This is a genomic window from Caballeronia catudaia (assembly GCF_001544755.2).
GTDB lineage: Bacteria > Pseudomonadota > Gammaproteobacteria > Burkholderiales > Burkholderiaceae > Caballeronia > Caballeronia catudaia.
In genome coordinates this window covers 15,496-28,805 of sequence record NZ_FCOF02000063.1, presented here as the reverse complement: position 1 = coordinate 28,805, position 13,310 = coordinate 15,496, and the positions used below count along the sequence as shown (strand labels likewise).

The 13,310-nt window shown below is 60.3% G+C and carries 14 protein-coding genes; 8 read left to right on the top strand and 6 right to left on the bottom strand.

What is annotated here, in order from left to right; genetic code table 11:
- Nucleotides 1-65: 65 nt before the first annotated feature.
- A complete protein-coding gene (locus AWB75_RS33450; RefSeq protein ID WP_061128260.1) occupies nucleotides 66-389 on the bottom strand; it encodes a hypothetical protein in 324 nt (107 codons plus the stop codon).
- A gap of 432 nt (nucleotides 390-821) precedes the next feature.
- On the opposite strand from AWB75_RS33450, the gene AWB75_RS33445 reads away from it, so the two are divergent.
- Both AWB75_RS33445 and AWB75_RS33440 read left to right on the top strand, forming a co-directional pair.
- Nucleotides 822-1,328, top strand: coding sequence for a hypothetical protein (locus AWB75_RS33445; protein ID WP_061128259.1), 507 nt, complete (start codon nucleotides 822-824; stop codon nucleotides 1,326-1,328).
- A gap of 700 nt (nucleotides 1,329-2,028) precedes the next feature.
- Nucleotides 2,029-2,505, top strand: coding sequence for a hypothetical protein (locus tag AWB75_RS33440; RefSeq protein ID WP_061128258.1), 477 nt, complete (start codon nucleotides 2,029-2,031; stop codon nucleotides 2,503-2,505).
- 1,134 nt (nucleotides 2,506-3,639) lie between these two features.
- Here AWB75_RS33440 and AWB75_RS33430 read toward each other — a convergent pair.
- Nucleotides 3,640-4,335, bottom strand: a complete 696-nt coding sequence (locus AWB75_RS33430) for a HEPN/Toprim-associated domain-containing protein (RefSeq protein ID WP_235012371.1) — start codon at nucleotides 4,333-4,335, stop codon at nucleotides 3,640-3,642.
- A gap of 97 nt (nucleotides 4,336-4,432) precedes the next feature.
- Nucleotides 4,433-5,143, bottom strand: coding sequence for a HEPN/Toprim-associated domain-containing protein (locus AWB75_RS33425; RefSeq protein WP_061128256.1), 711 nt, complete (start codon nucleotides 5,141-5,143; stop codon nucleotides 4,433-4,435).
- Nucleotides 5,144-5,652: 509 nt separating this feature from the next.
- Between AWB75_RS33425 and AWB75_RS33420 the strand changes: the two genes are divergently transcribed.
- Complete coding sequence (locus AWB75_RS33420) at nucleotides 5,653-6,015, top strand: hypothetical protein (RefSeq protein WP_235012370.1); 363 nt, start codon at nucleotides 5,653-5,655, stop codon at nucleotides 6,013-6,015.
- 24 nt (nucleotides 6,016-6,039) lie between these two features.
- Here AWB75_RS33420 and AWB75_RS33415 read toward each other — a convergent pair whose 3' ends face one another.
- The gene (locus tag AWB75_RS33415; protein WP_061128254.1) at nucleotides 6,040-6,312 is read right to left on the bottom strand and encodes a hypothetical protein; all 273 of its coding nucleotides are present in this window, start codon (nucleotides 6,310-6,312) and stop codon (nucleotides 6,040-6,042) included.
- A 468-nt stretch (nucleotides 6,313-6,780) separates the two neighbouring features.
- Between AWB75_RS33415 and AWB75_RS33410 the strand changes: the two genes are divergently transcribed.
- Nucleotides 6,781-7,839: an NAD(P)-dependent alcohol dehydrogenase gene (locus AWB75_RS33410; RefSeq protein WP_061128253.1), complete on the top strand. Its 1,059-nt coding sequence runs from the start codon at nucleotides 6,781-6,783 to the stop codon at nucleotides 7,837-7,839.
- Nucleotides 7,840-7,847: 8 nt separating this feature from the next.
- Here AWB75_RS33410 and AWB75_RS33405 read toward each other — a convergent pair whose 3' ends face one another.
- Nucleotides 7,848-8,744: a LysR family transcriptional regulator gene (locus AWB75_RS33405; RefSeq protein ID WP_061128252.1), complete on the bottom strand. Its 897-nt coding sequence runs from the start codon at nucleotides 8,742-8,744 to the stop codon at nucleotides 7,848-7,850.
- A 100-nt stretch (nucleotides 8,745-8,844) separates the two neighbouring features.
- Here AWB75_RS33405 and AWB75_RS33400 point away from each other — a divergent pair, with 100 nt between their 5' ends.
- From AWB75_RS33400 to AWB75_RS33390, 3 genes are read left to right on the top strand one after another with little or no spacing between them, the layout of a single operon-like run.
- A complete protein-coding gene (locus AWB75_RS33400; RefSeq protein WP_061128251.1) occupies nucleotides 8,845-10,149 on the top strand; it encodes a CitMHS family transporter in 1,305 nt (434 codons plus the stop codon).
- Nucleotides 10,150-10,158: 9 nt separating this feature from the next.
- Nucleotides 10,159-11,517, top strand: a complete 1,359-nt coding sequence (locus tag AWB75_RS33395; protein WP_061128250.1) for an acyclic terpene utilization AtuA family protein — start codon at nucleotides 10,159-10,161, stop codon at nucleotides 11,515-11,517.
- Nucleotides 11,504-11,821: an AtuA-related protein gene (locus AWB75_RS33390; RefSeq protein WP_061128249.1), complete on the top strand. Its 318-nt coding sequence runs from the start codon at nucleotides 11,504-11,506 to the stop codon at nucleotides 11,819-11,821. The genes AWB75_RS33395 and AWB75_RS33390 overlap by 14 nt, the downstream gene beginning before the upstream one ends.
- Nucleotides 11,822-12,228: 407 nt before the next feature.
- Here the strand turns inward: AWB75_RS33390 and AWB75_RS33380 are convergent, their stop codons facing one another.
- Complete coding sequence (locus tag AWB75_RS33380) at nucleotides 12,229-12,498, bottom strand: hypothetical protein (RefSeq protein ID WP_061128247.1); 270 nt, start codon at nucleotides 12,496-12,498, stop codon at nucleotides 12,229-12,231.
- Between the two features lie 156 nt (nucleotides 12,499-12,654).
- On the opposite strand from AWB75_RS33380, the gene AWB75_RS33375 reads away from it, so the two are divergent.
- Nucleotides 12,655-13,296, top strand: a complete 642-nt coding sequence (locus AWB75_RS33375) for a TetR/AcrR family transcriptional regulator (RefSeq protein WP_061128246.1) — start codon at nucleotides 12,655-12,657, stop codon at nucleotides 13,294-13,296.
- Nucleotides 13,297-13,310 lie beyond the last annotated feature (14 nt).

Below are 13,310 nucleotides of genomic sequence, written 5' to 3'. Positions count from 1 at the left end.
GCCTCAAGGGTTCGCTGCGCCGGGCTCACGCCCGCCCTCGACCCGCCAAACCGCCCACTCGGATTTCAAAAGAGGCAGAAAAGTTCATGGTCGACCTCGTGCAGGATTTCTTCCGCGGTTGGGCCGCCGTCGGTTTCCATAGCACGCCGCCAATTGGGAAATTCGCGAGTAATCGCCCCGGCGACTGCCACGAGGTCGATGTCGCGCCAAAACCGCGGATGCGGCTTGTATGCATACTCCAACGCCATTTCCCAAATTCCTGCCGTCAGGTCCTGGTCGCTCAGCCCGCAGTCCACGAGGAATGCTGCCGCGGTCTCTGCAACGTCGTTGTCTACGGCTGCTGCTGCGTTGTCGAGGGAGGAGGTGAAGTTGTTGTCTTTGATGCTCATATTTTGCAAGTCAGATAAAAGAGAGGCGGCGTGTGCCTCGGAGCTAAAGTATATGTGCGTGGACCGACCATGTTTCGACGCAACACGGCATCTAGCCACTTGTTTCCAACAGTTTTCGGTGGCGCGTTCGAAAAAAGTCTTCTGATTGAAGTAAGTTTTCTGAATTGCCGAGATGTTTTGAGTGGGAGTTTTTTTGCGAATCGGTACCCGAGAGCCCACACGAGAGGTTGGGGCCGCATCTTTGCCTGAGCCAGGCGGAAGCCAACGAAAGGTGCTCCCGAAAGTTCTCACCATTCTCAAACTTTGGGATCTACTGGCGAGGTGAGAAAGGCGTAGCTAAAGTTTTCGATGACGGGGTCGTTATCCCGTTGGCCGACTAAATAAGCTCGGCGATAGCGCATGAGTTATACGTTGTGATTTATCGACTTGGATATGAAACTCAAATTTTTGACAGCGGCCACCCTTTTTCTGCTTTCCGGCGCAGCCTCGTGTGCAACCATCGCCGACGGCGTTCAAGCACATTTCGTCTCGCGAAACGGTGCCCTCGCGCTGGATGTAAACAACGCGCGTACCGACGGGCCTATACGGCTGCGGAGGGTGACGTTGTTTCTGCCGCAGCACGCGGAACAAAGCGTGAGCGACGTCGCCTATGAGACCGGCACAGATGTTGAAGTCGTTCCCGGCCAGTCCCTGGTTGTGCCGTTGGTGCCCGTCGCCAAACTAGAGTCAACAATGCAGGACCACGGCGATGTTCCCGCGGTTGGCTTCTCCCAAGTTTACGTAGACAACTTGCCGAACCATTGCGAAGCCTGCGCTGACCTGAAATCCTACGGATACAGGTCAGTCGGTTTCGGTGCCCAGACGATCGTCAGTTTGACAGACAATGCGGTAACCGCGACGACTCTGTTTGGCGGCTTTCTTGTGTTTGTTAGCCGATAGTTTCCGTGGCTCCGTACAAGAGGGCCGTCTCATATCCAGCGCATCTCAGTCGCCGGTGGAGGGCATCAGCCGTTATGGAGCACGCATACTCCGTGTCGACAAGTGCTCTGCGTCAAGCTCCTTGATGGGAGCATCATAGGTGAGGGCGTCAGGTTTGTAACGTCTTCGAAAAACGGGCGCGATTGCCAATCGCGCACGCGGAGCTCAAATATCATAGTACTCTTCGGAAGCGCGACGCGGCCTGGCCGCAATTTGCCGTCGAGAGGCGGCGCGTTCAAGTTCCGCTCGCGCGGCATTGCTCGTTTGCTCATGCAGTGTGTCGCCGTGACCCTGATAGCTTGTGCCCTCAAAGGTTTGGCGGACTTGGCACGACGCCAGTCGAGTCATCGATGAAGCAACTACGAAGCATTTCCACCTTGATCGCGTCGACCCTTCTGGTCAATGAATCTGGAAACGAAAAAATACGTCCTTGCGCAGCAGTGCGTTTTCGTCAGAAGCCGGGAATTCCATCCAGCGCCGCATGTACCTCCTTCTGATTATCCTCTGCTCATCTTCTTATACTGATTTGCAGGACATCAGTCGCATTGGGGACGACAGGAAACAATCAATCTGAAGTCTGTCGTTCTTCGCGACATTTTGCGACGCGCGGCGCAACTAAGCGGTCGTTCGCGCGCCAACCATACAATTGATAGGGGAAATCATGTCAGTTAGCTTTTTGGCCTACACGGGCTTGAAGAAAATTACCAGCTTCGATGACGAGGTCGATGCGGGTGAAAACGGGAACGAATTCGTGAAGGTATATGGCCACCCATGGAGTCCATTTTTCACCGAGGGACTCGATGTCAGCGCTCTGTACGCATGCGCAGAAAGAACGAGATTTTACGTATTCGACGACCATTCGGAGTTTGTCGACTGGATTGTGGAATTGTCTTATCTCGTAGGATGCGATGGGAAAATCCCCGAAGCCGACAGTCGGGTCGCTTTTCGTGACATCTTTCGCTCCGGAAATGGCGGTATGATAGGCCCGGTCGCCTCTGCAAAGCTGGTGGCTGAATTCGATGAGTGGGACGACCGAGTGCGTTTGAACAAGAAGGGGAAGTTTTATAAGCACTATCTGTTGATGCGCGGTCTGTTCGAATACGCGTCGGCGGACGGCGCGGTGAACATATACGGCTAGAAGGCTTGCTCCTACGGGGTGGCAAGCCTCGGCAACAGTGGTGCTGCCGGGTCGCGTAACAATGAAGGAAGGTTTGGGTCCGCCCTAATCGGCGGATTTAGGGCATTGCATCTCGCGAGCGCAGCACAGTTGCGCTCGCTTTCTCATATGTTGCAGACGACTCAGTCCTCGGGCCGCATAGCATGTTTTCGATAAATACGGGCCATTGAATGGCTCGGAAGCGCAATGAAGCCTGCTGCTCTGGCCTCATTAACTTGCTTGATAGCTTTGAGTTCCCATCCGCCGGCGCGGAAGCCATCTCGCAGCTTCTTAGCGAGCTTCGGCTCCAGACCTTCTCCTTCGAGCGCGGCACAAACCCACGCGGCTGCGGATTCAGATGTCTTCGGTCTTTCTACGACAGGCAACTCCGCGACTATCTCTTCGGCAAACTCGTGAAATGCGTGCAACCTGACCAACCAGTGCGCTCGCGCCCGAACACCGTCGGCTGCCTCGTCCGAAGCGGTGAGCGCGGAGAGATAGTCAGGCAGATGCCGCGAGATTGCTTGACTACGATGTCGACGTTGAAGTCGCGCCAGAATCGAGAATGAGGCTGATGGGCATATGCGAGGGCCAAGCCGAGGTAATACCCCTTCAGCATTGTCTCGTCGTATGGCAATCGGTCATGTACTTCAAAATCGCGTCGCCCGCTTCGGCGTAAATTTCGCCCGGGCTCCGGTCGGTGATGTTCGTTTGGTTCATGTTCCTGTTTGTTTTGTGATGAATCGTCCGATACCGGTGGCGCGCGTTATAAGTATAGGAAGGGGAAGTGAGCATGTAAGTCGAACGGACACGTTACGTCGAATTTCGAGACCTCAATTCGCTGGACAGGTTGCGATGCGGCCGAGGCGAAAGGAATGACTGCGCCTGCTCCGTCTTACCGGGAAGTGTTCGCTGTCGTCCATATGGTCTGGTGACGCGCATTGGTGCATTGGTACCGATGCTCTTTGGGGCAGTCGCGCGGTGCTGGGGTAGTGTGCCCACGAGCCAGTGGCGACCCTCCTGCTTCGAACTCTCAGGTGAGAGCGGTCATCAGGGAACGCGCGTCGCCGGGCTTGATGCAGAAAACGTGCGCGACCGTAATCGCGCACGTTGAGATTAATATTCGTCCCTTCTTCCGAGCATGTCATCGAAGGTGATGTCGCCCCGATGCAGCACAAACGACGTCACGTCCAGTTCGCAAGCTGCGTTTCCGTCCGTGACCTCAAGCAACGCCACCGCCATGTTGTTGAAGGTACTGCACGGAAATCCCAGTAGACCATGTTCGGGTTCAAGGTCTTCAAAGGGCGGCTTGTCTGGACCGGTAATGATGTCCACGTGCGGATTGCCTGTTACCTCGAAACCTCCTGCAGCCCTTCGAGCAGGAGTTATACCGGTTCCCACGGCGTTCGCGAGGGCATTAAGCCAGCCATCGAGAGAAGCGGACATCCGGAACGCTTCTCCGTACGCTTCGGCCGATTCCCCAGTGAAATGCAGGTTGCCACCTTCTGACATCATGCAAACCTTTTCACGATACTTCCAGAACTCCCTTTCCAACGTAGCACGGTTGTATCCGGCCCGGCCGAGTCGCCGACGAAGCGTGTCGGCCGTAATCGAGTACACAAACTCGAAGTCGAGCATTTCAGGGTGCCGTTCGCGGCAGCGGATGAGACGGTCTTCCGGCTTGAAGTACCACCGGTTGTAACGATTGACTGTACTCGCGATTGGATAGCCACCGATTGTGGTATGTACGACGCATTCCATATAAATTCCTTTGTTCACCTGTTTGATAGCGCGCATTCCAGTGAAGACCACGATCTACGCCTAAGAGAGGTAGAGCAGGGAGTCGTCCGGTTCGATGATTCGCGCCGTCAGATCCTGCGTTCGCAGTAATTCGACGCACGTCGCGTTGCTAGATGTCGCTCTCGTCGTGAAAGACGACGTTTTGGGTTGGCTGCTTCAGCCGAAGCCTCATGTCATCGAACGTCGTATCGTCCAGATATTCGACGAACATAGACACATTCTGCTCGCACGGTACCTCGCCTCCGACAACTTCAAGCAGTGCGACCGCCATGTTGTCGAGCGAGCTGCACGGGAAACCATAAAGGCAGTGCCGGGGTCTCAGTTCCTTGTCAGCGGGACTGTCGGAGCCAGTGATGATGTCCACCAGGATGTCGTCGGGATGAGCGGACGCACGAGCATTCCGTCGCACCCGCGTGACGTCCGCCTTGACCGTCTTCGCGAGCGCTTCCAGCCAGTCGTCAAGCGTGGCAGTCCGGAATGCGTCCGCGCGAGCCTGTGCTCTTTCTGCGTCGGGGTAGGTCTTAAAGAACAGGTTCCCGGATTGTCGACAAACGGTCTCGTAGTACCGCAGGAACTCCTGTTCTAACGTTGTCCGAGTAAAACCCGCGCGTCCGAGACGCTTGCGAAGCACGTCGGAGGTTACCGAATATACGAATTCGAGCACCATTCGCTGTTCACCATGGGGCATGTCCCAGTGGAGCGGGTACTTGCGCGAGCGAATCAACCGGTCCTTTTTCTCGAATCGTTCCCACACGGTGTAGGAGCGTCTCATTACATCCAGTTCGTAGCCGCCAATCGTAATTTCAGAGCTGCAAGTCATTTAAATAGCCTCTTCGAATATGAAACTCGTTTCTTGTTGGAGAGATGTCCATTCGATGGACGTCCCAGTGTCCGCAACGGCAGACCTCTTCGTATAAGCGCGCGAGGCGGTCATCAAAGACACGGATGCACGAATCCGGGAGGTAGGCGCTGTGCGAATTCGCAAAAACCAGTCTGTCTGCTGGAAATCTTGGGTTAGAAAAATATTTTCGTTAAGCGTGTGCGATGAACGCGACGCACACATATGTCGCGATGCCATCGGGCTGTATTGCTGAATAGTGTTTTGGGCTAAGTCGCGTGTCGGGTCGATGAACCGCTTCAGTGCGGCGGATGTGAGCCTCCGACCTGCAAAGGCCGGGATCGGTATGGACTTTTTTGAACAAGTCCAATCTTTTTTGCACAAGTACGCGGTTTTTTGAATAAGTCCATCCTTTTTTGCGCGTCATCACCAAACTCGAATTCGCAACGCCCGAAGGACGTATCTCCCTTTCCATCGACGACGCCCAGTTCATGGCTTACGACGCAGGCGAACTCGCGATGCGCTCGATGCGCGATTTCGTTGAACGCATGCGGTCGATGGGCCTCGCTGAACTCGCGGAAAGCTATGCGCGTCTGCAGGCGCAAAACGCCGTTTCGCTGATGGAGCTTCGTGAAGCGCGCGAAGACGCAGAGGCGCTACTCACGCGCAAGGAAGAGTGCGATGTGATCGCGGACCGGCTCATGCCCCGGCTCGAAGCGCTGCGCGAGACCGTGGCGCAAACGCAGGCCGAAATGCGCGAGAGCGTGGAGCGGCTGGCGGCGCTTTCGGCCGCGTGTGACTGCGCGCTGCATCAGGTTCCCGGTTATCGGCCGCCGGCGCGTAGTCGTCAATGAACCGTCGAAAATTCGTTTTGCTTATCAAATGAACGATTCACGCTGAAGCGCGCTGATGCCGAAGTGTTGCTGAATGAAGTTCTCGAGCACGAGACGCAGATCCCCTTCGCGCGGTCGCGTCCCCCAGCGGCTGTTGCCGGCCACCGAAGCCACCGTGAACCACGAATGCGGCGGAAACAGTTCGACGCGCAACATGCCGCGTTCGAAGATCCTGAGGCGGCCCGTATCGATATGGAATTCGGCGCAGACCACGCCGCCCGGCGTGTCGATGCTCACCGTGATTGCCTTCGCCTTCATGGTCTGACTTTCTCCAGGTGCCGATCGAATGAGTCGTGAGCAGGCGCCGGGCGCGCGAACCGCCCGGCGCCGCGCGAAAAGAGTCGTCGTCTCCGCGCGCATGACAAGCATAAGAGCGCGCCGACAGTCGAACAATCCCGCTTAAGCGGGGAGCCAGACGAAGGGCGCACGATTGTCAAATTCTCCAGCGATGTGAAAAACGATGTGATGCACGCGCTGTCGTTTCAGCAGAGATCGTCTCAAAGTCATACAGTAACGACATTGCCGATGCAGTGACCGGCCGCCAGAGCATCGGCGCGATCGGCAAGTCGCTCGCAACGCGCTGGCAACGACAGTGAGCGGACGGTGAGTAAGCGTTCGCTGTCGCACACAAATAAACCATCTTGCATGTCCCATCAAGCGCGTTTCTCCTTGCGGAGCAAGCGCTGATCCTGTTCACACGATTCGAATCGAAGAGGGAAACAAACCATGCTGAAAGCGTATTCCTATGCAGCATCCGCCGCCGACAAGCCGCTCGGTCCGCTCGAAATCCAGCGCCGCGATGTCGGCCCGAACGATGTGCGCATCGACATTCTGTTCTGCGGCGTGTGTCACTCCGACCTGCACATGGCGAGGAACGAGTGGGGCGGCTCGAACTATCCGGTCGTCCCGGGGCACGAGATCGTCGGGCGCGTCGTCGAGGTCGGCGCTGACGTGACGAAGTTCAAGGCGGGCGATCTCGCGGGCGTCGGCTGCATGGTCGATTCATGCCGCGTCTGCGATGCCTGCAAGGAAGGGCTAGAGCAGTTCTGCGACGGCCCCGAAAGCTTCACGCAAACCTACAACTCGCCGGACAGAAAGTCGGGCGGCTTCACGGCGGGCGGCTATTCGACGGCGATCGTCGTCGACGAGGCGTTCACGCTGCGCATCCCCGGGAATCTCGAACTCGCGGCGGTCGCGCCGTTGCTGTGCGCGGGCATCACGACATATTCGCCGCTGCGTCACTGGAACGTGCAGAAAGGGCACAAGGTCGGCGTCGTGGGTCTCGGCGGACTCGGGCACATGGGCGTGAAGCTCGCCGCCGCGATGGGCGCGCATGTCGTGCTGTTCACGACATCGCCGGGCAAGATCGACGACGCGAAGCGCCTCGGCGCGCATGAAGTGGTGATCTCGAAAGATGCGGCTCAGATGGCGGCGCACGCCAACAGTTTCGATTTCATCCTGAACACGGTGGCCGCATCGCACGATCTGGATCAGTTCATGGCGCTGCTCAAACGTGACGGCACGATGACGCTCGTCGGCGCGCCTGAGCATCCGCATCCGTCGCCATCGGTGATGAACATGATTTTCAAGCGCCGCTCGCTCGCGGGATCGCTCATCGGCGGGATCGCGGAAACGCAGGAGATGCTCGATTTCTGCGGCGAGCACGGCATCACGTCCGATATCGAAATGATCCGCATGGACGAGGTCAACAAGGCCTACGAGCGCATGTTGAAGAGCGACGTGAAGTATCGCTTCGTGATCGACATGGCGTCGATGGCGAAGTAAGCGCGCTTTTAGCGGGGCGCGTTCAGCGCGGCGCGCATGCGCTCGACGAAGCGCTCCGTCACGGCGGGCAGCGTCCTGCCTTTCTTCTTCACGATGGCAATCGGCCGCACGAAAGCCGGATGGTCGATCGCCTTCGCCACGAGCTCCGGTTCCGCGCGCACCTCGCGCGCCGTCTCCGGCAGGATGGTCACGCCGAGACCGCCGCGCACCATCGCGACGGCGGTCATCATGTAGGTCGGCTCGCACGTGATATCGAGCGTGTCGCGCGTTTCGGCGAGCGCTGCATCGACGACCGCGCGCACGCTCGTGCCCGGCGCGGTCAGCACGAGCGGCGAGCGCGCGAGATCGCTGGGCGTCACGCGCCGCTTCTTAGCCAGTGCGTGCTCACGATGACACACCACGACGAGCCGGTCCACGCCCGCGTGCAGCACCTCCAGCGCCGGATCGGCAAGCTCGCCGCCCGTCAACCCGATGTCCGCTTCCTCGTTGTGCACGAGCGCATTCACGGTGCTCGCCACGACATCGCGAATCTGAAACGCAACGCGCGGCACTTCACGCTTCATGCCGATGATGAGCTCGGGCAACACGCTCGCCGCAAAAGTCGGCAGGCACGCGATGCGGATCGTGCCGCTTTCGCCTTCGCCCAACGCGCGCGCATCGCGCAGCACGTTTTCCATGTCGCGCAACGATTTGCGCAGGAGCGGCAGCAATTCGCGGCCCGTCGGCGTCAGCGCGACATTGCGGCTGTTGCGATCGAACAGGCGCGCGCCGACCGCTTCTTCCAGCCTTCGAATTTGCACGGTCAGCGCGGGCTGCGACAGATGCAGCCGCTCGGCCGCGCGCGTGAAGCTGCCCGCCTCGGCCACGGCGACGAGCGCGCGAATATCGCGAAGATTGAGATCCATTATGGTTCGTGATGGCTGCCATCAAATCATTTCAATTGTGTTATCGCCGCTTCGAACTTACTCTCGACTCCATCAAAAAACAAGATTCGGAGACAGACTCATGCTGCCGCTGCTCGGTCTTTGCACTATCGTCGTCCTGCTCGGGGCGATTCTTTCGAAACGCATGTCGCCGCTCGTCGCGCTCATCATCGTGCCGATCGCGGCGTCGCTGATCGGCGGCTTCGGCCTGCAAACGAGCAAGTTCGTCATCGACGGACTGAAAAGCCTCGCGCCCGTCGTCGGCATGTTCGTGTTCGCGATTCTCTACTTCGGCACGATCACGGATGCGGGCACGCTCGATCCGATCATCGACCGCATCCTGCGCGCGGTGGGCACGAAGCCGACGCGCATCGTGATGGGCACCACGCTGCTCGCGCTGCTGATCCATCTCGACGGCTCCGGCGCCGTGTGCTTCCTCGTGACGATTCCCGCGATGCTGCCGCTCTACGAACGCCTGAACATGGACAAGCGCGTGCTGGCCGCTGCGGTGTCGATGGCGGCGGGCATCAACTTCCTGCCGTGGACGGGGCCGATGATCCGCGCGTCGGCGTCGCTGCATCTGCCGATTTCGTCGCTCTTCAATCCGCTGATTCCGGTGCAGGCGATCGGCCTCGCGTTCGTGTTCGGCATGGCGTGGTGGCTCGGCCGACGCGAGGAAAAACGTCTCGGCTATTCGAGCGCGAACGGTGCGATCCCGATGCCCGAACGCAAGCTCACGCCCGAGGAAGAAGCGCTGCGCCGCCCGAAGAACTTCTGGTTCAACATCGTGCTGACGATCGTCGTGCTCGGCACGATGGTCGTGATGGGCGAGAAGATTCCGCCCGCGATCATGTTCATGGTCGGCCTGTGCATCGCCTTGATGGTCAATTACCCGAACGTCGACATGCAGAGAAAGCGCATCGACGCCCACGCGCGCGCCGCGCTGATGATGGCGGGCATTCTGCTCGCGGCGGGCGTGTTCACCGGCGTCATGCAGGGCAGCGGCATGTTGAAGGCGATGGCGCAGGCGGCCGTGGGCTTCGTGCCGCCCGCGATGGCCGGCCATATTCCGGTCGCGCTCGGTCTTGCTTCGATGCCGCTGTCGATGCTCTTCGATCCCGATTCGTTCTATTTCGGCGTGCTGCCCGTGATCGCCGAAGTGGCGTCGCAGCTCGGCGTGGCGCCGGTGCATGTCGGCCAGGCCGCGCTGCTCGGCCAGATGACGACCGGCTTTCCCGTGAGCCCGCTCACGCCCGCGACTTTTCTCGTCGTCGGACTGTGCGGCATCGATCTCGCGGATCATCAGAAGTTCACGTTCCCGCTGCTGTTCGGCGCGTCGATCGTCATGACGATCGCGTGCGTCGTGCTGGGCGTGTTTCCGCTGTAAGGACAAAGCATGAAAGACATCACCAGAATCGGCGCGGGCGCGGGCTATTCCGGCGATCGGATCGAGCCGGCCGTCGAACTCGCCGAACACGGCGCGCTCGACTATCTCGTGTTCGAATGCCTCGCCGAACGCACGATCGCCATTGCGCAGCAGGCCCGCCGCAACGATCCGGATCACGGCTACGACCCGCTGCTCGAGGCGCGCATGCGCGCGGTCCTGCCCGTCGCGGCGAAGAACGGCGTGCGCATCGTCTCGAACATGGGCGCGGCCAATCCGCAGGCGGCGGCGCGCAAGACGGCGCGGATCGCACGCGAGCTCGGCCTCGACGGACTGAAGATCGCCGCGATCACCGGCGATGATGTGCTCGACGTCGTCCTGCGCACGCCGCTGCGCTTCGAAGAATCCGGCGACGAAGTGAGCGCGTATGCGGACCGCATCGTATCGGCGAATGCGTATCTCGGCGCGGCGCCGATCGTCGGCGCGCTCGCGGCGGGCGCGGATATCGTGCTGACGGGGCGCGTCGCGGACCCGTCGTTGTTCACGGCGCCGCTCATCCACGAATTCGGCTGGAAGATGGACGACTGGAACACGCTCGGGCAGGCGACCGTCGTCGGCCATTTGCTCGAATGCGCGGGACAGGTGACGGGCGGTTACTTCGCCGATCCCGGCTACAAGGATGTGAGCAATCTCGCGCGGCTCGGCTTTCCGGTAGGCGAGGTGAGCGCGGACGGCTCGATCGTCGTGACGAAAGTGCCGCATGCGGGCGGCGCGGTGACAGAGGCGACGTGCAAGGAGCAACTGCTCTACGAGATCCACGATCCGGCGCGCTACTTCCAGCCGGACGTCGTCGCGGATTTCACGCAGGTGCGCGTGACGCAGGAAGCACAGGACCGCGTGCGCGTGTCGGGCGGACGCGGCGACGCCCGCACCGGTACGCTGAAAGTGTCCGTCGCCTATGTCGATGGCTATATCGGCGAAGGACAGATTTCTTATGGCGGACCGGGCGCGGTGGCGCGCGCGCGGCTCGCGCTCGATATCGTGCGTGAACGTCTCGCGCTCACGGGCGTCGATACGAGCGAATTGCGCTTCGATCTGATCGGCGTGAATGCCCTTTATGGCGATGCGCTCGCGTCCCGCAACGACGATCCCTACGAAGTCCGCGTGCGCGTGGCGGGGCGGACGGCGAACGCGAAGGAGGCGGCGCGCATCGGCAACGAAGTCGAAACGCTCTATACCAACGGCCCGGCGGGCGGTGGCGGCGTGACCAGGACGACGCGCGAAGTCATCGCCGTGCAATCCGTGCTGCTCGCGCGCGAGCATGTGAACCCCGTTTTCGAATTCGTGGAGATCGACGATGAAACTGCGTGAACTGGCGCACGGCCGCACCGGCGACAAGGGCAACACGCTGAACGTCTCGGTGATCTGTTTCGACGCGCAGCATTACGCGCATCTGCGCGCGCAACTGACGCCCGAGCGCGTGAAGGCGCATCTCGCCGATGTCGTGAAAGGCGACGTCGTGCGCTATGAACTGCCGCTTCTGAACGCATTCAATTTCGTGCTGGGGCACGCGCTCGGCGGCGGGGTCACGCGTTCGCTCGCGCTCGACGCGCACGGCAAGTCGATGAGTTCCGCGCTGCTCGATATGGACATCGAAGGCATCGATCTTTCGTAAGGTCTTCACGAGCGATGCGCAGGACGCATCGCTATACCGATGCGATCGCGCTGGCGCACGAAGCGATTCGTCAGCGGCCGGATGGGTCGCGCGCGCGTCTCGTCGACGGCATCGTGTGGCAGCCCGACAACGCGCACGCCGATCCGCACGGCGATTGGGGCAGGCGCGGCGCGCGCGAACTGATCGTGCAATGGACGGCTGTCGACGGCATCTCGTTCGTGCCGGGCGCGGGTTTGCGGCGGCGGCTTTCGCCCGGCGACCGTCGAAGAACTGAAACCGCAAATCGATGCTTATCGCGGCTACAAGACCTATCTTTTCGATGGGCCGCATTATGTTTCGGCGGATCTGGTCCAGGGTCTCATGGACGCTTACCGCCGTCAGCCCGCGACGCGCTGAAGCTTCAGCGCTTACTTCACCGACGCCGTATTCACCGCGCGCGCCGATTCATCCGGCAGCACCGACGTCAACACACTGGCCGGCACATGCTGCGCCTCTTCCTTCGATACCGCGCCGACGAACTTCCATCCCGACGGCATCTTCACGAAGGTGAAGCCGGTCGGCTGATCGACGAACACGGAATACGGCGCGGGCGAAGCTGCCGTGGTCGTCTGCGCGAACGACACGAGCGGGCTCGCCAGCAACAGCGCGGCGGCGACGGCGGACAAAGTTTTCTTCACGAGGAATCTCCTTTTGGCTGGCTACGTTTATGTAGCGATCGATACAGATATTTAAGCATTGGCCCACGGACAAGGTCCAGCTATTTTGTTACGATCGACACATAATTCTGAATTGCGGCGCGCGCATCAATCGCTGGCGCGCACGAGGAGCGAGACATGTCGTCGGGAGAGCGGGAGACGCAGCACAAGACGCGCGGAAGGCCACGCGCGTTCAATCGCGAGGCCGCGTTGCGAAACGCGATGGACGTGTTTTGGGCGAAGGGCTTCGATACATGCTCCGTGGCCGATCTCGTCGATGCAATGGGCATCAATTCGCCGAGCCTCTACGCCGCGTTCGGCAGCAAGGAAGATTTGTATCGCGAGGCGGTCGAGCTTTACACGGGCACGGAAGGCGGCGCGGCGCTCAGGCAGTTGCAGGCGCGCGAATCCGTGCGCGACGGCCTGCGCGCGATGTTTCGCGCGAGCGTCGAACTCTTCACGGGCGGGCCGAATCCGCGCGGCTGCATGATCTTTCTCGGCGCGATGTCCGTCGGCGCGGAGCACGCGCAACTGCGCGCCGAGATGCAGAAGCGCAGGCGCAAGGTGGCGTCGATCGTCGCGGCGCGGCTCACGCGCGCGGTCGAAAATGGCGAACTCGACGCCCGCACCGACGTGCCCGCGCTCGCCGCGCTGTGCATGACGCTGTTCGCGGGCCTGTCGATTCAGGCTCAGGATGGCGTGCGCAAGGCGGCGCTCTTCTCCGCGATCGATCAGTTCATCGCGACGCTGCCCGTGCGCGCGAAACGCGTCGCTCAGTGAAACGATCGCGCCTT

Coding starts and splice junctions, on each gene's coding strand:
- AWB75_RS33450 (WP_061128260.1), bottom strand. CDS start 389: ATGAGCATCAAAGACAACAACTTCACCTCCTCCCTCGACAACGCAGCA.
- AWB75_RS33445 (WP_061128259.1), top strand. CDS start 822: ATGAAACTCAAATTTTTGACAGCGGCCACCCTTTTTCTGCTTTCCGGC.
- AWB75_RS33440 (WP_061128258.1), top strand. CDS start 2,029: ATGTCAGTTAGCTTTTTGGCCTACACGGGCTTGAAGAAAATTACCAGC.
- AWB75_RS33425 (WP_061128256.1), bottom strand. CDS start 5,143: ATGACTTGCAGCTCTGAAATTACGATTGGCGGCTACGAACTGGATGTA.
- AWB75_RS33420 (WP_235012370.1), top strand. CDS start 5,653: ATGGCTTACGACGCAGGCGAACTCGCGATGCGCTCGATGCGCGATTTC.
- AWB75_RS33415 (WP_061128254.1), bottom strand. CDS start 6,312: ATGAAGGCGAAGGCAATCACGGTGAGCATCGACACGCCGGGCGGCGTG.
- AWB75_RS33410 (WP_061128253.1), top strand. CDS start 6,781: ATGCTGAAAGCGTATTCCTATGCAGCATCCGCCGCCGACAAGCCGCTC.
- AWB75_RS33405 (WP_061128252.1), bottom strand. CDS start 8,744: ATGGATCTCAATCTTCGCGATATTCGCGCGCTCGTCGCCGTGGCCGAG.
- AWB75_RS33400 (WP_061128251.1), top strand. CDS start 8,845: ATGCTGCCGCTGCTCGGTCTTTGCACTATCGTCGTCCTGCTCGGGGCG.
- AWB75_RS33395 (WP_061128250.1), top strand. CDS start 10,159: ATGAAAGACATCACCAGAATCGGCGCGGGCGCGGGCTATTCCGGCGAT.
- AWB75_RS33390 (WP_061128249.1), top strand. CDS start 11,504: ATGAAACTGCGTGAACTGGCGCACGGCCGCACCGGCGACAAGGGCAAC.
- AWB75_RS33375 (WP_061128246.1), top strand. CDS start 12,655: ATGTCGTCGGGAGAGCGGGAGACGCAGCACAAGACGCGCGGAAGGCCA.